The organism is Neobacillus terrae (assembly GCF_011393025.1).
Classification (GTDB): Bacteria; Bacillota; Bacilli; order Bacillales; family Cytobacillaceae; genus Neobacillus_A; species Neobacillus_A terrae.
The window spans coordinates 1-20,817 of the sequence record NZ_JAAOEO010000008.1; the positions used below are offsets into that span (position 1 = coordinate 1).

Consider the following 20,817-nt stretch of genomic DNA (forward strand, 5'->3'; position numbering starts at 1 on the left):
TTTTGATTCCCTGTTCTACAAAATTGAAGATGCTTTCTACAAATTGAATTCCAATCAACAATTGTGCTGGCCTATTCTACAAAATAAAGGAACCGTTCTACATTTTCAATTCTCCGTTCTACAAAATTGAAGATGCTTTCTACAAATGTAACTCCTATCTACAATTGTGCTGGCCTATTCTACAATATTAAGGAACCGTTCTACATTTTCTATTCTCCGTTCTACAAAATTGAAGGAGACTTCCACAAAAATCTTCTCCAATTGAAAAGGGCCAGCCCCACGGCTGGCCCCTCCAAATTATTATTTAAATACTGGTTCTTTGAATTGAGCTAGTTTTTCGAGTGAGTTCTTGTCTACGTCAGCATGAAGGCTGTTTCCATGAGAGTCCATGGTAACAACTGCTGTGAAACCTTCTACGCGTAAGTGCCACATGGCTTCTGGGATACCAAATTGCATAAGGTCGACACCTTCAACTGATTTGATGCAGTCTGCATAATATTGAGCAGCGCCGCCGATAGCGTTTAAGTAAACTCCGCCATGCTCCTCAAGAGCAGCCAAAGTTTTTGGTCCCATACCGCCTTTACCCATAACAACACGAATGCCGAATTTCTTCATAATGTCGCCCTGGTAAGGCTCCTCGCGAATACTTGTTGTTGGTCCAGCTGCTTTCACATGCCATTGACCTTCTTCATCCTTAAGCATAACCGGTCCGCAGTGATAGATAACCTGACCGTTTAAATCTACCGGAGCATCGTGATCGGATAAATATTTATGGATTGCGTCGCGTCCAGTGTACATCATTCCATTAATCTGGACAACGTCGCCAACTTTTAATGAACGTACCTGCTCTTCAGTAATTGGTGCTTGGAGCTGGATGACACCTTCACCTGATGATGCAGCAGCTGTTTCTTTTTCTGCTTCTGTTTGAGCGAAATCAATGTTTTCTCCTTCAGTGTACATCCAATCCAAAATTTCTCCGGATTCCGGATTTAGGCTTACGCCGAGACGGCGGAACGCCCAGCAGTTATACGCAACAGATACAAAGAAGCTGGCAGGAATACGGTTCATGACCCCAACCTTACATCCAAGAAGAGTGGTTTCGCCGCCAAAACCCATTGTACCGATTCCAAGTTCATTTGCATTATCCATAATATACTCTTCGAGTTTACGAAGTTCTTCATTTTGATTAACATCTTCCACAGAACGGAAAAGCTGTTCCTTTGCTAAATCGTATCCACTTGAACGGTCGCCGCCGATACCAACTCCGATAAATCCAGCGCTGCAACCCTGTCCTTGAGCTTGGTAAACAGAGTGCAGGATACATTTACGGATGCCGTCCAAATCACGTCCTGCACGACCAAGACCATCTAACTCGCATGGAAGGCTGTACTGAATATTTTTATTTTCACAGCCGCCGCCCTTTAAAATAAGTCGTGCGTCAATATAATCATTTTCCCATTGTTCAAATTTAATGACAGGTGTTCCTCCGCCAAGATTGTCGCCACTGTTTTCGCCAGTCAGAGAATCAACTGAGTTTGGGCGAAGCTTCCCATCCTTAGTTGCCTGAGTAATTGCAGCATAGATTGCTTTTTTCATAACAATTTGGTTAGCTCCAACGGGGGTTTTAATTTTAAAAGTAGGAAGACCTGTATCCTGGCAAATTGGAGATACCTGATCGTCCGCCATTTTAATATTATTAGTAATTGTCGCAAGGCTCATTGCTGCACGTGTTCCTGCACTTTCTCTTGCTTTTGCCGCCTGGATTGCACGGCGGACATCCTTAGGAAGCCTTGTGGAAGTTTCAACGATAAGCTGATACATGCTTTCCTGGAATTTTTCTAAATTCATTCTTTTTACCCCTCTCCCGAATCCCTTTGTATAAGAAGTCTATTAGAATATTTGCAATTATTTTTAACGGTTACTATTATACTCCTATCAAGGTAGGAATTAAAGACCAAGCTTGCAAACGATTACAGATCATTCTGCATTAGCGGACTATTTCCGGGGAAATTTGACAGGGAATTTCCCCATTAGAGGAACTTAGCATTCGTCAAGGCTTTTTGCGGATGCCCTAGTTTCTCTTATGCGTTCAGAATTTATGGATATTAATTCTGATTAGCTAAAAAAAACACGCCCGTTTATGGGCGTGCTCTCCTAATTATAAATCCCGATGATTAAATTCCTTTATTTTAGTTTCCATTTCATCCACAATACCAATTAATCTGTCGATATCATCAAGCTCTGTGTCTTCAGGTTCAATAGCATCCAGAACATCCAGGAACATATTAAGTCTTTGTTTAAGGAAGTCCACCTGTTTATTTTTATCGTTAAGTTGGCTGCCCAAGCTAATCTCTCCTTTTAAACGAATACTTTCTACATCCTAAATGAATATGGCAAAATCCGCAATGGTTTCAGCTTTATTTTTAAAAGTATACCCCAAAAACTACTCATCAAGTCCAAGTGCTGTTCCTTCCCGGCTGGAATCAGCGGCACCATACAAACCTTCTGGACTTATTTGGATTGCCTGTACATTTCCTATGACGTGGGGCTTCTCACCAAATTCATAGCCCATTGATTCAAGCTCTCCTTTTGCAGTCATGTCCATTCCCGCTTCCCATGAAATAAGTGGCCCTGGAGTTGCAAAAATTCTCGGTTCTTCAATTGCCTCCTTCAGGTCCATTTTAAAATCAATTACATTAATAATTGTTTCAAACACAGAAGCGATTATTGTCGGGCCTCCAGGGGACCCAAGTGTAAGGACTGGTTTCCCGTCCTTAAATAGAATTGTAGGAGTTTTGCAGCTGACTGGCCGTTTACCTGGGCCCGGTTCATTTACACCGCCAGGAATCGGATCAAAATCTGTTAATTCATTATTTAAAAATACTCCATAGCCTGGCACCATGATGCCTGAGCCAAATGGGTGTTCAACGGTAGAGGTGCAGGCAGCGATATTGCCCCATTGATCAACAACAGTAAAGTGAGTCGTTTCGCTTTTCTCCATGTCATCGGGCTGCCGAACAACCTTAAAAGGCTCTTTTCCTTCATGCTTCCATGGATTCCCGAAATCAACAAGGTTATTCCTGCTTTCAAAATTAATCAGTTTTCTTCGTTCATTAATGTACTCATCTCTTAAAAGGCCATCGACTGGAATATCATTAAAACGCGGGTCTGCTAAAAAAGCTATCTTGTCGCTAAAAGCAATCCGCATCGCCTCAGTAAATAAATAATACTTTTCCCATGAACGCGGACCGTATTTCTCTAGATTGAAGTCTTCCAGAAGTTTTAAAATATATAAAAGGCTTGTCCCTCCTGCTGTTGGCGGAGCGGATGATGCAATTTTATAACCCTTGTATTCTCCCCACACTGGTTCATCATGGGTAATTTGATAATTTTTTAAATCCTCCATTGTCATGAAGCCGCCTAAGTCCTTTAATGTTTTTATAATGGCTTCCGCAATTTCACCTTCGTAAAAGGCTGAAATTCCCTCCTTTTGCAGGATTCTAAAGGTTTTCGCAAGCTGCTCCTTTATTAGAGTATCCCCTTCCTTATAACCTTTTCCTTCAGGGAAAAACAATTCTCTTCCATGGGGACCTAGCCTGTATTCAAATAATTCGAGAGCGTCCATAAGAACCCAATTCATCGGTACTCCTTTTTCAGCCGCAGCAGCTGCTGGTTCGATCATTTCAGCGAGGCTTCTTGTCCCATATTCATTTAAGGCTGCATCCATTGCTTTTAAAATCCCGGGTATCCCTACTGCAGTTGCGTGGGTAGAACGCTTTTTAAAAGGGATTACTTCCCCTTTATCATCTAAAAACATTTTTGAATGTGCGGCTTTAGGCGCCTCTGAATGGCCGTCAAATATCTTGGTTGTTTTTGATTGACTGTCATACACCATTAGAAACCCGCTTCCCCCTATGCCGGTCATCATCGGTTCTACAACATTTAAGGCAAACTGTATGGCAACGGCGGCATCAATAGCGTTGCCTCCCTCCTTTAAAACGTTATGGCCAATTTCAGTTGCAAGTGGGTGGGCTGTAGCCACCATTCCCTTTTTTCCTATTGCTGTTTCTCTTTCCATATCACATTTATTTGAACGGGTTTTGTCTAATTTTTTATTATTCATCTCATTACCTCCTTTGGCTAACTGCTTCTATATAAGCCTTTTCCCTTTTCTGCTTGCTAGTTAAACAAGAGTTTATTCCCAGAAAAAAACGAACAAAAAAAGCCAGCCCCGAAGGACCAGCTTTTCTTTTATTCATTTATTACAATTTATCGTGGTTAGGAGTTTCCTGACCGCCTAGAGTGTGCTTGCCTTTGCTGTTGTTTTTTCCAAGGCCGCCTGATTTGTCCTTGCTGGAGAATTTTCCAGAAGAATCAGAGTCAGACTCAAGTGATGATGTGGCATCGCCACTTGTTGCCATTGTAGAATTTACTGAATTCCCTAATCCATATGAGGTACTATCTGAGCTTGAGTCAGATAATGTACCTGAGGTCAGGTCCTCAGTACCTAAGCCAGCTTCCAGAGTTAAACTATCTGGACCTGAAGACATTTCAATTGTTCCAGTTCCCATATCTGACGAGCTATAGGATGAAGAGCTGGAAGTTGATGATCCGCCTGTAGGAACAACTGCCTTTAACTCACTGCCAGCATCAGCAACCTTGGAACCGATTTGTTTAAGGTCTCCTGTAACGTCTTTAGCAGTACTCATAGCAGAATTGGTAATTTCTTTTACATCACCCATTTTGCCAAAGATATCATTATTCAGGCGCTCGTATAAGCTTTGTGCGTCAGTAATCGCATCCTTTAGAATATTGGATGCTTCCTTAAATTGAGAAATCATCTGTTCTTTCACTTCGCCAGGATTTTCTTTTACTTCGTTGAGTAAATTCTTCGAAGTCGATTTTAATCCCAATGCTGTTTCTTTTACCGTGCTGCGAGTAGAGGAATCAAGAAGGGAAATAACGCCCCCGACTAACCCGCCAATTACAACACCTTTTAAAAGCTTGCTATTCTTTTCACTTTCATTACTGCTACTGTATGTCTGGTTCATCGTAAATCCTCCTCTATTTGAAATATATTTGTTAGGCTTGGTCTTCTTTTCCCGTTTCATAGGGAAGGTAAACACGAGACACCCCCTTTTATACAAAATCAATAAGTGTTTAACTTTTAAGTAAATAAAAAACCCCGGAAAATTCTCCGGGAGCTCTAGCCTTACTCATATTATCTTGGTCTATCTGTGGCCGTAAAACTAAAGGATACATGATCCTGGATAGGAATCCATGCACCGATTCCCTGCGATGTTACGTTTTTAATGACTAGGAACTTTTTATAACCTTTTAGCATTATATAAACTTCACCATATGTGACTTTTCCTTTTTCATTTACTGCAGGTGCATATGCATATAAATATCCAAGTCTTTTGGCTGGAATATTATATACTTGGTCTTTCTTTGTTCCTGCCCCGATAACAGTCTCGAAAGATAGCGGAAGTCTTGTTTTCTCCGCTGCCTTCAACATCATCATTTTTTTAACTTCTTCAGCATTCGGTATTTTGGCTGTTAAACCTCCATTAACGACCTTTTGCGACTCCTGTACATAATGAATCTTATAAGGTGTTTCAGTACCCCGATTATCAAAGTAGTTTGTATTTATTTTTTGATACTCCCAATTTGGAGCAGTTTCAGACGACTGATAATTAAGGGGCCACTGTCCCAAATAAATGATAGCACGGTACCCTAATGCAAAGGGAGTGCTGTTGATTGATGATTCATTTAGCATCCTGATTAAATCCGGATTTTCAATTTTAATCCTTGAGGAATCGATAAGCTTTTTGGTAAGTTCACTCGGCTGCAATAAAGGGATATCCTGAGTAGGATTGGGATAGGTATTGTCCTTAGTTATACTTAATACGGAACCAGGGACCTGATACTTGGATGGTTCTGCTTTTATAGTGCTGCTCCCCTGCCCCTTTTCAGCATACACAGGCGTTATGGATGAAAGCATAAAAAACAGTGCCAAGAGTATTAATTTCTTGTTTCTCACCTTAACAAAACTCCTTTCTCACCTGTTTGCATACAAATAATGTCTGCCTTTAGTGTTTTCGGAGATTCAATTTATTATCCATTTAAATTACTTTTCAAAGGAATTTTTAATATTACCATTATTAATATAAACGTAATCAAAATGTAAAAGTCAGAACATTTACAAAACTAATTTTATATATTATACTTTCCTTAACCTTTCAAAAAGGAGGGCAGTGATCAATTCGCTACCTATTTTAATAAGGAGGTTGGGATCTCGGTCTTTTATGAAAAGTCAACATTGTGTTTATTTATCTAAAAAAACATAAAGGTTGGTGATCGTTCCGAGAATATAAGAGCAAGCGATTGATTTTTAACCCTTATCGGATAAAAAAAATATACTTATGGTTAAACATTAAAATAAACGAACAAAAGCCTCTGTGCCATTTCGGCGCAGAGGCTTTTCCTTTTTATAAGAGATAAAATCCGATTCCCATAATAACATAAGCAGCTATTAGTGTCAGTCCTTCAAACCAATTGGACTCCCCATCGTTCGAAATAACAACCATCAGCAGCACGGATGAAGCCATGGCAACTAATTCCGCCCAGCTGAATATTAATGACATAGAATTATTAAAAAGCAAGGAAACCAGTACTAGGACAGGTGCTACAAACATTGCCACCTGTAGGGTGGAACCTATTGCAATTTCAACTGCTACGTCCATTTTATTTTTAAAAGCCATTAAAACAGCTGAAGCATGTTCGGCTGCATTTCCAACGATGGCTACAATGATAACCCCGATAAACAACTCGGTCCAGCCAAAAGAATGTGCCACTGTTTCAAAGGTATGGACAAGATTTTCGGAAATATAAGCAACAGCAACTGTAGCAAGAGCTAATACACCGATAGCTTTACCTTTGCTCCATTCCGGTTCTTCCTCGTCATGGCCTTCAGTTTCTCTTTCATGCTGGTAAACGCCCCGATGTGTTACAAGCTTGAAAAAGAGCATTGCCAGGTATAGTGCAATTAAGATAATCGAAACTCCAACACTAAGTGTCAATGTTTCATGTTTTTCCATACGCATCGAAAATACTTCCGGGATAACGAAAGCTATTAATACTGCAAACATTAGAAGACCTGAATTATGCCGTGCATCATAGACGTTGAATTCCTGGCGTTTAAACTTTAGCCCACCTACAAAAAACGATAATCCCGCTACAAGAAGCAAATTACCTAGTACAGAACCAGTAATTGAGGCCAGCACTACTCCAACCATCCCGGCTTTTAAAGCAAACATTGATATGATTAACTCTACGGCATTTCCGAACGTGGCATTTAAAAGTCCGCCTATTCTTGGACCAGCTACTATTGCCAAACTTTCGGTTGCTCTGCCCATAAAGCTGGACAATGAAACTATTGTTAGGCAATAAATAATAAACATTAAAATACTTGGCCAGTGCATTAGCGATCCTATTACAGATACCGGTACACCGATAAATGTCAGGATCATAAATATTTTATTTGTCATGGCGTTATCCTCTCTTTCTTAGTTCTCACTTCCTTTATAACCTTTCAATCCTAATAAATAACCAATTATGATATTCTTCCCCTAATATCATTCGATAATTTCGAAGGTTTCTTCAACAACAATACTGCCTATTACTGATTGAACCATGGAGCAGTTTTTCTTAGTCAGCTCCATTGCTTTTTCAATTTTGCTTACATTCAATTCTTTTCCTTTAATACGGAAATGCAAAGAGATTTTTTCAATTCTGTCTGCTTTATCCTTATTTCTTTCTGCTTCGCCTGTAATATGTATATCTTCAAATTCAATTCGCATTTTTTCGAGAATCTTTCTTAAAACCCCACCGCTGCAAACAGCAACTGATGAAACCATTAGTTGATAGGGACGAAAGCCATATTCTTCATTTCCTGAGACATCAAGTCTTCCATAGGGAAATTCGGAATAAAAACCTCCCTCTTTCATTTTAAACTCCATTTTCTCACCTCATTTTAATGTTTATCCTGAATAGGAGAATACACTATTTCCTTAAACTTTCAAAACAATAAGGTCAATTTTCCCTATTTCTATTTTCTTCTTATGGTAATTTTAATTTTGATGCACCTAACTTGCCTATTTTCCAGCGAATTGTTGTATTATAAAAATTAGTTAAAATTTTTAATAAAAGGTCAAGGACTGTTTAAATGAATTTGAATCGATTTCGTTTTTGGATATTAGTCATCATTGTCTCGATTTCTGGTTTTACTCAAGGCATGCTGCTTCCGCTAATAGCGGTTATTTTTGAGCATAAGGGAGTCTCCTCGTCCCTTAATGGTTTTAATGCAACCTCCTTATATATTGGGATTCTTCTTATTTCACCATTTATGGAAATTCCATTGCGTAAATATGGCTACAAGCCTGTTATCGCATTTGGCGGCGGAACCGTTATCGTCAGCCTGTTGCTTTTCCCTTTATGGCAATCCTTTTGGTTTTGGTTTATCCTTCGCCTATTTATCGGGATTGGGGACCACGCTCTCCACTTTGCCACTCAAACTTGGATAACTTCATCTTCTGATGAACAAAAACGCGGGCGAAGTATTGCACTGTATGGTCTATTTTTTAGTATTGGTTTTGCAGCGGGGCCACTAATGACACCATTGGTTGACATTAATCCTTCCCTTCCATTTATAGTGTCAGCAGCCCTTTGCCTTGCAGCATGGATTTTTATTTTCACCGTACGTAATGAACTTCCTATTGAAGCTGTCGGGGTAAACTCGTTTATTGAAACCATGAAGCGTTTTTCGACCGCATGGAAGTACGCCTGGCTGGCTTTCCTTCCTCCTTTTGTTTATGGTTTTTTGGAATCCTCCCTTAATGGAAGCTTCCCGGTATATGCTTTAAGAAAAGGACTTGATGTTTCGAATGTATCCGCTATATTAACTTCCTTTTCTATTGGAACCCTGATTACCCAGCTTCCTCTCGGTATGCTGAGCGATAAATATGGCAAGAGAAATGTATTAATCGTTGTTCTATTTGCCGGTTTCCTGACATTTACAGGGGCAAGCTTTGTTGAAACATCCTTCATAGGTCTGTTTATTGCCATTTTGGCAGCAGGAATGATGGTTGGATCTACTTTTTCATTAGGAATCGGGTACATGACAGATTTAACTCCCAGAAATCTCTTGCCAACCGGCAACCTCATGTGCGGTATCTTTTTTAGCTTTGGAAGTCTGAGCGGTCCAATTATTGGTGGTTTTATTATTCAATGGTTCGAGAATATAAGCTTTTTTATGGTTATTAGTACACTTCTATTTGCCATTGCCCTTATCCTACTCACTTTTGGAAATCGACGGACAGAGGTTAGTAACATACATTAACTGTTGCGGAAAAAGGGCTTAGATTATCAATTTTTCTATCCAATATATGGAGCTTGTTTCTTTCTTTTTATTAACAATATGATAAAATAGGATTAAGTAAAGAATATCTGTTAACCAATAAATATTTGCTGTCATCCTCGGATGGCAGCTTTCGTCTTTTTATGAGGGTATTGATTCTGATTATTTTTCTCAATTAAAAATTTCCAAGGTGACTGGTTACTTTAGTAAAAAAACGTTTGAATACGGGAGGGAATAAAATGGGCAGCGAAGCAAAAGCATTAGATAAAAGGAAAACAGCTCCTGAAGGCTTCCTTGATAAAATGAAACCCCATGCCGAATTGATTGCGGCAGCAATAAGCGGGATTATGATAGCAGTAGGCTTTTTACTCGACAAGGGCGATTACCGGGCAGAATCCATTATTGCTTATTTGCTTGCCTTTGTTATTGGCGGCTTCGCCAAGGCAAAGGAAGGTATCGAGGAAACTATTGAAAATAAAGAATTAAACGTAGAAATGTTAATGGTTCTGGCTGCTATAGGCTCTGCCATTATAGGATATTGGACAGAAGGCGCCATATTAATCTTTATTTTTGCAGTGAGCGGTGCATTAGAAACTTACACAATGAATAAAAGCAATAAAGAGATATCCGCCCTAATGGAACTGGAGCCGGAAGAAGCACTTTTGATTTCTGGCGGTGATGATAGGCTTGTCCCAGTTGCAGATCTTAAAGTCGGTGATATCATACTTGTTAAGCCGGGTGAAAGGATCCCGTCAGACGGCAGAATCCAAAAAGGACGTACAAATATTGATGAAGCTGCTATAACTGGGGAATCAATCCCCGTTTCAAAAAGTGATGAAGACAACGTATTTGCTGGTACGGTTAATTTAACTGGTTCCATTAACATTGAAATAACCAAGGAAAGTACTGATACACTTTTTCATAAAATTATTGAGCTTGTTCAAAACGCCCAGAGTGAAAAGTCTCCTTCTCAGCTTTTTATAGAACGCTTTGAAGGAACATACGTGAAAGTCGTTCTGGCAGTCGTATTTGTAATGATGTTTCTCCCCCATTTTATTTTAGGCTGGAGCTGGAATGAATCCCTTTATCGTGCAATGGTCCTTCTTGTTGTTGCATCTCCCTGTGCTCTCGTCGCATCCATTATGCCCGCAACCTTATCGGCCATTTCGAATGGTGCAAGGCACGGAATTCTTTTTAAAGGCGGCGTCCATCTTGAAAATTTAAGCCATTTAAAAGCAATTGCATTCGATAAAACAGGAACATTGACCAAAGGAAAACCTGAAGTAAATGATTTAATTGTAAAAGAAGGATTAAATAAGGCGGATATCCTTTTAAAGATAGCTTCAATTGAAAACCATTCGAATCATCCATTGGCTCAGGCAATTGTTCAATATGCAAAGACAAAATCAGACGAAAGCCTCTTTGATCCTGAAAACATTGAAGATGTACCTGGATGGGGCCTTCAAGCAAGTCTAAATGGCAAGGTATGGAAAATTGGCAAAGCTGAGTTTGTCGGTAAAGAAGCTGCTGAAAGCTTTGCAGGAGGTATTTCAAAACAACTGGCCAGCCAGGGTAATACCCTTGTTTTTGTCCAGATAAACGGGCAGCTTGGGGCGATGATTGCTCTAAAAGATATTGTTCGGGATGAAACAAAGGCTGCCATTGACATTTTAAAAACTCAAGGAATCTACACCGTTATGATTACAGGCGACAGTGAAAAAACTGCAAATGCGATTGCTGCTGAAAGCCATGTAGACCGATTCTTTGCGAATTGCCTTCCGGAGGAGAAGGTCAATCATGTTAAGAGGCTAAAAGATGAGTTTCAAACTGTGGCAATGGTTGGGGACGGAATTAATGATGCACCAGCACTTGCTACAGCTAACGTAGGGATAGCGATGGGAGAAGGCACCGATGTTGCCTTAGAAACAGCAGACGTCGTACTAATGAAAAACGACCTCCCCCGGATATCAGAAGCCATTAATTTATCAAGAAGAATGAACCGCATAATTAAACAGAATGTTGTTTTTTCCATTGCTGTTATCGCATTTCTAATTTGCTCCAATTTTTTTCAGGTCCTTGACCTCCCATATGGAGTGATTGGACATGAGGGCAGTACTATACTAGTTATTCTTAACAGTCTCAGGCTTTTAAAGTAAGAAAAGCGCAAGCGCCCGTTCAGCGAAGCAACTACCTGAGTAAACTTCCTGTAACGGCTCTCTGAATAGACGACATGCAGCTTTGCGACGAGCTGAACATAAGCTTCTGTGAAAAAATTGTGGCGCAGGAGCACTTGAGTTCGATGCTGACTTATCGTATGGAGAAGCGGGATGGACACTAGCTGCACCAAGTATCACCTAAAGGTCATACTTGGTGCAAGATACTCAAGGAAGCTTTACAGAGATGAAAACTCGCTGGGCGCTGGAGCTAGACAATTTAAAAGGGCAAAACTTTATGCTTTCTTATCCATTAAAATAATCAAAACAGGCCGGGATCCTTCCCAGCCTGTTTTTTATTTCATTTTTAGTGATATCCGTTCGAACCGTTTGCAGAGCCAGAGGTTTTCTGTTTAGGGCTTCCTTTTCCTTTTTGCTTTGTGTTTCCATCCTTTTTCGATTTAGCCATTGTTAACCCTCCCGAAAATGTTTTATAACAAAAAAAATAGGCAGGGTGTTTGCCTCTCCAAACAATCCCTGCCTATAGTTTTTACATTCCCCATTGATTCATGAAGGAAAGTTAAGGGGTTTTTAACAATTTTTTTTATGCCGGTCAGCGTAAAACGCATTGATTTCTCCGCCTATAATAATTATAAAAGCGGACAAATACAGCCAGGTCATAAGAACAATAATGGCTCCAATATTTCCATAAGTGTTGGCATAGTTTGCAAAGTGCCCTACATATAAGGAAAACCCAAGCGAAGTTATAATCCATCCGACTGTTGCAAAAATTGCCCCTGGGATGGCACTTTTGCAGCGCATCTTCAAGTTTGGTGCAATCCAGTAGAGCCCAGTAAAGACGACAAATAAGATAAGAGCACTGACCAGCCAGCGAAGCGCTCCCCATAATGTCAAAAACTGCTTGGTCAAGCCAAGATAAGAAAATAAGAATAGTCCAATTCCTTTACCTAAAACCGGAAGAAGGAGTGCGATGAGGAATACAAAAATCATCCCAAATGTTAAAAGAATTGACATTCCTCTCGCTACGATAAACGAACGGCTTTCTTTGACATCGTATGACTTATTAAAAGCCCTAACTAAAGCGTTGATTCCATTCGACGCAGACCAAATGGTACCAATGATACCAAAGGATAATAGCCCTCCGCTATGATTGCTCATAATTGTCTTTAAATTTTTGTTAATCAGTGCAAGTGCTTCCTTTGGCGCAATGCCCTTTATAATGCCCATAATGTTTTGGTGTGGAATAGGAAGATAAGGCAAAAGGGTAAAGAGGAAAATAAGCAGCGGGAAAAGAGAAAGCAGGAAAAAATAGGCCAATTGTGCGGATAATCCTGGCAGATCATCACCTTGGATTCTCTCCCAGAGCTTTTTAAGTAAAGGTTTAAATCTACCTATCATTTCCTCATCTCCTCTTCAAACCTGTAAGGTCTTCTCATCTTCCATTAAGGATTCCGGTTTTGCCTCCGGTCCACTTAAAGGGTCTTTCCTTACAGTCTTTTCATATTTAACAACCGGAAGCGTGCTAGCTTTTGAAAAAGCTTCCTTTGTTTCTTTAAAAATTTCTGTAACCTGCGGAGTTACGTCCTTCAATTCCTCCACTTTGTCCGCAATATAAGACAAATCTTCGACTACATCCTCCACTGTTGAACGAAGCTTAGAAGCTGCAGTTTTCAGCTGTCCTGATACTTTACCGGGATTCTTCATTACCTGAGAAATGTTTCCAGATGCATTTTTACAGCCTTCCAATACGGATTGTCTTGTTTCTTTTTTTAATAAGCTTAGGGTGCCTCCGGCAATTGCTCCCCATAAAATCCCCTTCCAGAAACCGCTTGTACCCGACATTTGTATCTCTCCTTAAAAAAATTTTAAATTTTACAGCCAGTTCTTTTCATCCCGCAAGCACTTTTCCCCATTTTCTCAACTGATTAACCATGTGATTACATGTTTTAATCCTTCCCCCTTTAAAACCTGGCCAAACATCCAAGCTCTCTGTAGAATTTTAATTGACTTTTTTACTGCAACATGGAAAGATGGGATTAATTAAATGGAGAGGAAGGACAGTATGGATTTATCACAAAAATCAATTGAAAATGTTGAATATATGATTGAACAAATAAAAGAAAAATTAAATGTCTTAAACCTTGGAGCCATCAAGCCTTCCCATTTTGACGAAGAAATGTATGAGGAACTAAAAGAAATCTATGAGCTCGTTATGCGAAAAAACTCTTTTAGTCCAAACGAAATGCAAGCTTTAGTAGAAGAGCTTGGAAATCTTCGAAAACAAAACAATAAGTAAAGCAAAAATCCGCCAAGTCCTGTGTAACTGAAGCTAGACAAGACGAAGAGCTAGCGATTCGTCTTGTCGTCGGGAGAAATGGGATGGACCCTAGCTGCATGAAGTACCACTTAAAGGTCATACTCCCATGCAAAGAAACTGTTCAATGCTGAAAACTAGCCAGGATCTTAAGCTAAAAAAGGAAATTTAAAGTAATTTCTAAAAACCCGCTGCTTTTCCAGCAGCGGGCTTTTATTTTCAATGTGCTGCATTTCTCTTCAAAATTTCCGCATTTAGCCTTGGTCAGTTAAAATGATTGGTCCATTTTTAGTAATGGCAATGGTATGTTCATATTGGGCGGAATACTTAGCATCAATAGTTCTTGCTGTCCATCCATTATTGTCCATTTTGGATTCATAACGGCCAATATTGACCATCGGTTCAATTGTAAATACCATGCCCTCTTTTAATCTTGGACCTTTTCCAGGAAGCCCATAGTGAGGCACCTCAGGTTTTTCGTGAATAACTGCCCCAATTCCATGACCAATAAAGTCACGTACGACTGAAAACCCCTCTGCCTCTACATAGGTTTGAATGGCATGGCCGATATCTCCTACACGGTTCCCTTCCACAGATGCCTCTATTCCCCTATATAAAGCTTCTTTTGTTACATTCAACAAACGCTGTGTGTCGTCAGAAACTTTTCCTACCGCATATGTCCATGCAGAATCTGAAAGAGCACCATTTAGGTTTACTACCATATCAATTGTTACAATATCTCCTTCATTGAGCGGTGATTTCCGAGGAAAGCCATGACAAATTTCATCATTAATGCTGGCGCAGGTAGCATATTTATACCCCTTATATCCCTTCTGCTCCGGTGTTGCCCCATGCTCTTTTAGAAATTTATCAACAAACTCCTCAATTTCCCAGGTAGTGATTCCGGGTTTAATCATCTTAGCGATTTCCCGGTGGGTGGCTGCCAAAACCTCTCCTGACTTTTTCATTAATTCAATCTCACGCTGAGATTTTAGAACTATCATTCATTTCACGCCTTTCTGACTTGCCGCTATCTACTCTTCCTATTGTATGGAATTCCTCTTTAATATTAGCCCTTGTGAAGCAATATTTCAAAAAAAAAAAATAAAAAATCCCCCCATACTGGAGGGATTGGCGACGAACTATTGTAGTAACTTTAAAGATTCCCGAGTAAAGGCAGGAATATCGTTAGGATCTCTGCTTGTTACAAGCTGGTTTCCGCAAACAACCACTTCCTCATCTGAGAAAGATGCTCCTGCATTTTCAAGATCCACTCTAATCGATTTATAGCCCGTTACATGTCTGCCATCAAGTGTCTTAGCTGTTATGAGAAGCTGAGGACCATGACAAATTGCAAAAACAGGCTTTTTTGCGTCCATAAATGCTTTAGAAAAATTAACAAACCGTTCATCTGCTCTTAAAATATCAGGAGAAAATCCTCCTGGTAAAAATAGCGCATCGAAATCTTCAGGGGAAACTTCATCAACACTCTTATCAATTTTAACAGAAACTTCTCCCTGCTTGCCTTGGACTGTTTTGCCAGTTTCTTTTTCAATGGTCACTACTTCATGTCCAGCCTCCTGAAATGCTTTTGCCGGTTCGCTATATTCTGAGTCCTCAAACATGGATGTAATTAAACAAGCGATTTTTTTAGGCATATTGTGTCAGCTCCTTTTAAAATAATTTCAGTTATTGTTTTCCCTCTGCTCTCGTATTTAAACAGAATTTATTTTAGAAAAAACAGTTTTAGCTAATAAAAGATGTTAATTTTTATTAGCATTTTCGTTCTTAATATGGAACTTTTTGTTTCTATTTGTTATCATGATTAATATAGAGAAAATAAGGTGAGTGAGACGAATGATTGGTGACAGAGTAAAAAAACTCCGGTTAGAAAAGAAAATGTCAATATCCGAACTAGCTGAACAGGCAGGCGTTGCCAAATCCTATATAAGTTCTTTGGAAAGAAATCTTCAGAGAAATCCTTCCATTCAATTTCTTGAAAAAATTGCAGCTGTACTGCATGTTCCTGTTGATCATTTCATACATGATGAAATGAACCCAGATGATCTGGACTCTGAATGGATGAAGCTTGTAAAAGAAGCTATGAGCTCTGGTGTTTCTAAGGATCAGTTTCGCGAATTCCTGGAATTTAATAGATGGCGTATTAATCAACCAAACAAATGAGGCATGCCATTGGCAAGCCTCTTTTTATTTCTCGTAATGATCACTAATAATAATATAAGTGCTTTCTGGCAGAAAAATGGCTTATTGATTGTTTTCACTCACTGCAACTAACTCTTTTGTTACGTTTTGCTTGAAAAAATTTCTTACCATTTCCATTTCAATTCCCAAGTTGCGTGCTTCCAATATTAGATCTATCCATTCTTGATCTAATCCTTCGACCATTTTCATTGTTTTTACCATTTTCCCACCCCTAAAATACAATCGTATTCCAGGCAGCCCAGCCATCCTAACAGTTACTCTCTGCCTTAGATCTGCAGCTTTGCGTCCCAGTTTTTCAACGGGTTTGCCTTTTTCTGCTTTATTGTTTGATTTAATAAATAAATTCGCTTACATACTTAAGTATTATCGGTATGTTTATTATATATAGTTCTTTTTTCATACTGTGTTGTTTTTTGTCACAAATATCCAGTAAATTATAAACAAATTATTTCAATATTCCCCAAATTATTGTCCTAATTTTTTAACTTTTTAGTAAAATATACTTATTTACAATTTAATTTATTAAAAAAATTAAATTTCTCGTCGATTTAACCTAAAAATAACCAGTAAATTGTAAAAACATCATTATTGTATTCCGGATGTTCTCTTATTTTTAAGCTTTGTTCTTAAAAATTCTTTTTAGAAAAGCTTGGCATTCGCCAAGTCCTTTTGGCGGATGCCCTAGTTTTTCTTATGCGTTCAGAATTTATGGATATAAATTCTTATTAGCCAAAAAAAGCCCCTTACAGGAGCTTTATATCTTGTGTTTTCAATTCAACTGCAATTTGGGCGCCAATTTCAGCATTGTTTTTGACTAAAGCTATGTTTGCTTCGAGACTTTTACCCTCAGTCAGTTCTTTTACTCTTTTTAATAAAAATGGAGTAACTTCCTTTCCTTTAATCCTTTTTTCATTTGCTTCTATTAAAGCGGTCTCTATAATTTGCTTAATATATTGTTCTTCCAGCGCCGCACCTTCAGGTATAGGATTAGCAATTACAACACCACCAGCCAGTCCCAGATCCCACTTTACCCGTATAAGCTTAGCCGCCTCTTCAGGTGAGTTAATCTTAAAATTGACCTTATATGGACTAGTTCTTGTGTAAAATGCCGGAAGTATCTCCGTTTGATATCCTGCTACCGGCACACCCTGAGTTTCTAAATATTCCATGGTTAATCCAAGATCAAGGATCGACTTTGCCCCTGCACATACAATTGCCACATTGGTTTTAGCCAATTCCTGCAAATCTGCTGAAATATCCATCGTCTTTTCAGCTTCCCTATGCACGCCTCCAAGGCCGCCTGTAACAAATACTTCAATACCTGAAAGCTGCGCACAAATCATTGTAGCAGCAACTGTAGTAGCTCCATGCTTTTCAGTCGCAAGAAGATAAGGCAAATCCCTTCTGCTGGCTTTTTCAATATCCTTGCTCACAGCTAGAAATTCAAGCTCGTCTTCAGAGAGACCAATTTTAATTTTTCCATCTATAATCGCAATTGTGGCAGGTACAGCACCATTGTTTCGGATGATTTCTTCGACTTCATTTGCAGTCTTAACATTGTGAGGATAAGGCATACCATGTGAAATAATAGTGGATTCAAGTGCTACGATTGGCATCCCTGCAGCTTTCGCCTGCTTTACTTCCTCTGAATAGGTTAAATATTGCTTTATCAATGTTTGATAACCCCCTTGCTAAAAAATTTGCGAAATGTTTCCTGAAGTTCGTGAGAAGTTAATTTTGGACTAACTGTTTCTAAAGACTGTAAGGTAATAATTGAACACGCCGCTCCAATTTTGCAGCAATTCTCCATGTCAATTCCTTTTATAAATGCATATAGGATTCCTGCTATTAGTGCATCTCCTGCTCCTGTTACATCCATTACCGGAACAGATGGAGAGTGCAGAACGCCTGCCTCTCCATTCCTCGTAAAGTAAATCAAGCCCTTATCACCACGTGTAATAACAGTTCTCTCTGCACCTTTTGCCAGGATAGCTTCTGCGGCTTTGAAAAAGTCTCCCTCAGAAAGAATATCCACTCCTGATAACGCTTCTGCCTCCGACTTGTTTGTAATTACCCATTCCACGCCTTTAAGACATGCAGGCAATCTTTTAATTTTCGAAGCAGAAACAGGAGCAATACATAAAGGGATTTTTTCAGTTTTACAGTAAAGAATAATTTTCTCCAAAACAGCAGCCGGAAAATTAGTATCCAGTAAGATAAAATCCGCCTGCGAAATAAACGGCCACTTGCTGTCTATTAATTCTATATTTACACTTTCATAAATCTCCATATCTGCTAAGGCTACGGCCATTTCTCCTTCCGCATCAAGGACAGCTGTGTATGATCCTGTTAACTGATCTTTAATTATTTCTGACGGGGCGAAATTCACAAATTCATTTGAATGTTTAAGAATCCACTGGCCTTCAGGGTCATTTCCCATAAATGACAGCAAAGAAGGGTTACAGCCCATCCGTCCTAGGTTCTCAGCGATATTCCTGGCTACTCCTCCGCATGAAACAACACTTTTAGCCGGATTCGAGTTACCCAATATGAGATCATTTATCGATTGAATTTTTCGATCGACATTGGCTCCTCCGATGCACAAAATATCAGGCTTTCTTTTTGATTCATTCATTTCGTGTGATGCTGAAAAATGCGGGTCTTTTCCAAGGATGTCTAATAAAGCTTTTTTCTCAACTTGATCCATCGCTTATCTCATCTCCCGTTATCGCAGGCAGGATGTTTCTCATTTCTGCACTCACTCGACTGCGCAAACGCTTTCCTTCTTTAATATATATATTCGTTAATACCTCGAGGAAATCCTTTAAGAATTCACTCCGTAATATTAATTTCTTAATATAGAGGTAAAAGAAAACCGAAATTTCGAAGGCTTAAAAAGAAAAAAATATAAAATAAAAAGCTAAACCAATATTTGATTTAGCCTTTGCTGCGAGGCAGAATTAAAATTTCCACCCTTCTATTTCTTGCCTTGCCATCAGGAGTATTATTTGGTGCAACCGGCTGATACTCTCCAAAACCTTTAGCACTAAACCAGCGAGGGTCCAGCTTTTCGTTCTGCAGAATAATTTTCATAAAGCTAACGGCCCGCATTACGCTTAACTCCCAGTTTGATTGATACCGCGAGTTTTTAATAGGCACATTATCTGTATGCCCGCTGATAATAATATTCCTTGGCGGATCCATAATGAGCAGGTCTGCAATTTCCCCTGCTGTTTTAATATCCTCGCCTCGGATGTCCGCACTTCCTGAATTGAATAAAACATTGTCTCTTATCGAAATTAGGAGACCTTCATCTGTCAGAGAAGTCTGAAGCTTATCTGTGAGACCTTTTTGATTAATATAGGCCTGGACTTTTCCCTGCAGTCCTTTAAGCTCTTCCTGATCCCTCAATTTTGCAGCATTCTCCTGCTCTTTGTTGGATACTGAGTTGTGAGTTTCCTGCTTTTTTACATTAGGTTTATCCAAGGCCCCATCATCCGCAGCACTTGAAAAATCCATTAGGCCCGTACCACCGGTAAACATCTCGTTAAATGCTTTCGACATAAGTTGAAACTTCTGTGCATCTATGGAACTCATAGCGAAAAGAACAATGAATAAAGCAAGAAGAAGAGTGAGAAGGTCTGCATAAGGAATTAACCATGATTCATCCATATGGTCTTCATGATGTTTCTTTTTCCTGCGTCTACTCATTCTGGGTCACAACGCTTTCTTCAAGAAACTTTCTGCGCTCACCTGCGGGAAGATAAGAAGCTAGTTTTTGCTCTATTACCCTTGGTGCTTCTCCTTCGAGTATTGAGAGAATACCTTCAACCATCATTTGTTTTTGTTTTGCTTCCTGCTGTGACTTGCGTTTTAATTTATTTGCAAAAGGATGCCATAAAACGTATCCGGTAAAAATTCCAAGCAATGTAGCAACGAATGCAGCAGATATGGCCCTGCCCAGTTCTTCCTGGTCATTCATGTGAGTTAAAGCAGCAATCAAACCAAGCACAGCACCCAGAACTCCAAGTGTAGGTGCATATGTTCCAGCCTGCGTAAAAATCCCGGCTCCAGATAAATGCCTCTCTTCCATTGCCTCTATTTCTTCAGACAGCACATCCCGTATGTATTCTGCACTTTGTCCATCAACTGCAAGCGATAAACCATTTCTTAAAAATGGATCATCTACTTCCCCAGTTTTTGCCTCTAAAGCAAGCAAGCCTTCCTTCCTGGCAAGCTGGGCCCATTCTGAAAACATTCTTATCAGGTCGGTTGGTTTAAGCAGTTTCTGCTCCTTAAAAAGGATTCCAAAAAGCTTTGGAACTTTTTTAAGTTCATTTGTTGGAAATGCAATGGTAACAGCTGCAATTGTTCCCGCTATAATGATTAAAAAAGCGGCTGGATTAGCCAAAGCAATAAGGGGAACTCCTTTAAAAACCATTCCCACCCCTACCGCTAAAAAAGCAAGTATGATACCTATTATTGATGTTTTATCCATGCGTCCTCACCTATCTCATCTGCCATTAAATAATGCCTTTTAAAAGTTTCCTTTTCTTTTTATTTCGACATATTTCCTGATTTTTTAAGTGTTTCTATAAATTAAATTTTCTTTTACTGCGGAATTTTTTAGCTATCATTAATTATGAACAAGGGAGCAGTGCAGCTATCTTCCGATTCAAATTTTTCAT

The 20,817-nt window shown here is 39.3% G+C and carries 20 protein-coding genes and 1 riboswitch; of the genes, 4 read left to right on the top strand and 16 right to left on the bottom strand.

The features are described from left to right. Positions 1-300: 300 nt before the first annotated feature. From G8761_RS12865 to G8761_RS12895, 7 genes are all read right to left on the bottom strand, one after another. Positions 301-1,848 (bottom strand): fumarate hydratase, encoded by a 1,548-nt coding sequence (locus G8761_RS12865; protein ID WP_166027285.1) that lies wholly within the window; start codon positions 1,846-1,848, stop codon positions 301-303. Positions 1,849-2,158: 310 nt separating this feature from the next. Continuing rightward, entirely contained in the window at positions 2,159-2,344 is a 186-nt protein-coding gene (locus G8761_RS12870) for an SE1561 family protein (RefSeq protein ID WP_166027287.1), read from the bottom strand. A gap of 99 nt (positions 2,345-2,443) precedes the next feature. Continuing rightward, positions 2,444-4,123: a gamma-glutamyltransferase gene (ggt, locus tag G8761_RS12875; protein WP_207789203.1), complete on the bottom strand. Its 1,680-nt coding sequence runs from the start codon at positions 4,121-4,123 to the stop codon at positions 2,444-2,446. A gap of 139 nt (positions 4,124-4,262) precedes the next feature. Continuing rightward, positions 4,263-5,051, bottom strand: a complete 789-nt coding sequence (locus G8761_RS12880) for a hypothetical protein (protein WP_166027289.1) — start codon at positions 5,049-5,051, stop codon at positions 4,263-4,265. A gap of 170 nt (positions 5,052-5,221) precedes the next feature. Next, the gene (locus G8761_RS12885) at positions 5,222-6,004 is read right to left on the bottom strand and encodes a YfkD famly protein (RefSeq protein WP_166027655.1); all 783 of its coding nucleotides are present in this window, start codon (positions 6,002-6,004) and stop codon (positions 5,222-5,224) included. A 487-nt stretch (positions 6,005-6,491) separates the two neighbouring features. Next, the gene (cax, locus tag G8761_RS12890; RefSeq protein WP_166027291.1) at positions 6,492-7,550 is read right to left on the bottom strand and encodes a calcium/proton exchanger; all 1,059 of its coding nucleotides are present in this window, start codon (positions 7,548-7,550) and stop codon (positions 6,492-6,494) included. A gap of 87 nt (positions 7,551-7,637) precedes the next feature. Beyond that, the gene (locus G8761_RS12895) at positions 7,638-8,021 is read right to left on the bottom strand and encodes an OsmC family protein (protein ID WP_166027293.1); all 384 of its coding nucleotides are present in this window, start codon (positions 8,019-8,021) and stop codon (positions 7,638-7,640) included. Positions 8,022-8,227: 206 nt separating this feature from the next. On the opposite strand from G8761_RS12895, the gene G8761_RS12900 reads away from it, so the two are divergent. After that, positions 8,228-9,400, top strand: a complete 1,173-nt coding sequence (locus tag G8761_RS12900; protein WP_166027295.1) for an MFS transporter — start codon at positions 8,228-8,230, stop codon at positions 9,398-9,400. A 257-nt stretch (positions 9,401-9,657) separates the two neighbouring features. After that, entirely contained in the window at positions 9,658-11,574 is a 1,917-nt protein-coding gene (locus tag G8761_RS12905; protein ID WP_166027297.1) for a heavy metal translocating P-type ATPase, read from the top strand. A 588-nt stretch (positions 11,575-12,162) separates the two neighbouring features. Here G8761_RS12905 and G8761_RS12910 read toward each other — a convergent pair. Continuing rightward, on the bottom strand, positions 12,163-12,990 hold the full coding sequence (locus G8761_RS12910) for a YihY/virulence factor BrkB family protein (RefSeq protein WP_166027299.1): 828 nt from the start codon (positions 12,988-12,990) through the stop codon (positions 12,163-12,165). 15 nt (positions 12,991-13,005) lie between these two features. Further along, positions 13,006-13,434, bottom strand: coding sequence for a YtxH domain-containing protein (locus G8761_RS12915; RefSeq protein WP_207789204.1), 429 nt, complete (start codon positions 13,432-13,434; stop codon positions 13,006-13,008). A 220-nt stretch (positions 13,435-13,654) separates the two neighbouring features. On the opposite strand from G8761_RS12915, the gene G8761_RS12920 reads away from it, so the two are divergent. Beyond that, positions 13,655-13,888, top strand: a complete 234-nt coding sequence (locus G8761_RS12920) for a DUF1128 domain-containing protein (RefSeq protein WP_166027301.1) — start codon at positions 13,655-13,657, stop codon at positions 13,886-13,888. Positions 13,889-14,160: 272 nt separating this feature from the next. Here G8761_RS12920 and map read toward each other — a convergent pair whose 3' ends face one another. Next, complete coding sequence (gene map, locus G8761_RS12925; RefSeq protein ID WP_166027303.1) at positions 14,161-14,910, bottom strand: type I methionyl aminopeptidase; 750 nt, start codon at positions 14,908-14,910, stop codon at positions 14,161-14,163. 138 nt (positions 14,911-15,048) lie between these two features. Continuing rightward, on the bottom strand, positions 15,049-15,564 hold the full coding sequence (locus G8761_RS12930; RefSeq protein ID WP_166027305.1) for a type 1 glutamine amidotransferase domain-containing protein: 516 nt from the start codon (positions 15,562-15,564) through the stop codon (positions 15,049-15,051). A 199-nt stretch (positions 15,565-15,763) separates the two neighbouring features. On the opposite strand from G8761_RS12930, the gene G8761_RS12935 reads away from it, so the two are divergent. Continuing rightward, entirely contained in the window at positions 15,764-16,090 is a 327-nt protein-coding gene (locus G8761_RS12935; RefSeq protein WP_166027307.1) for a helix-turn-helix domain-containing protein, read from the top strand. 81 nt (positions 16,091-16,171) lie between these two features. Here G8761_RS12935 and G8761_RS12940 read toward each other — a convergent pair whose 3' ends face one another. The 5 genes from G8761_RS12940 to motA all read right to left on the bottom strand — a co-directional run bounded on the left by G8761_RS12940 (position 16,172) and on the right by motA (position 20,627). Further along, positions 16,172-16,330 carry an anti-repressor SinI family protein gene (locus G8761_RS12940; RefSeq protein ID WP_166027309.1) on the bottom strand — a complete coding sequence of 53 codons (159 nt, stop codon included), beginning with the start codon at positions 16,328-16,330 and terminating at the stop codon, positions 16,172-16,174. 28 nt (positions 16,331-16,358) lie between these two features. Then, positions 16,359-16,448: riboswitch (cyclic di-GMP riboswitch) on the bottom strand. Positions 16,449-16,872: 424 nt separating this feature from the next. Beyond that, positions 16,873-17,799 carry a pseudouridine-5'-phosphate glycosidase gene (locus G8761_RS12945; protein WP_338000959.1) on the bottom strand — a complete coding sequence of 309 codons (927 nt, stop codon included), beginning with the start codon at positions 17,797-17,799 and terminating at the stop codon, positions 16,873-16,875. Next, positions 17,799-18,836, bottom strand: coding sequence for a carbohydrate kinase family protein (locus G8761_RS12950; protein ID WP_166027312.1), 1,038 nt, complete (start codon positions 18,834-18,836; stop codon positions 17,799-17,801). Before G8761_RS12950 ends, G8761_RS12945 begins: the two co-directional genes overlap by 1 nt. 230 nt (positions 18,837-19,066) lie before the next feature. Further along, on the bottom strand, positions 19,067-19,840 hold the full coding sequence (gene motB / locus G8761_RS12955) for a flagellar motor protein MotB (protein WP_166027314.1): 774 nt from the start codon (positions 19,838-19,840) through the stop codon (positions 19,067-19,069). Further along, a complete protein-coding gene (gene motA / locus G8761_RS12960) occupies positions 19,833-20,627 on the bottom strand; it encodes a flagellar motor stator protein MotA (RefSeq protein WP_166027316.1) in 795 nt (264 codons plus the stop codon). Before motA ends, motB begins: the two co-directional genes overlap by 8 nt. Positions 20,628-20,817: the final 190 nt, after the last annotated feature.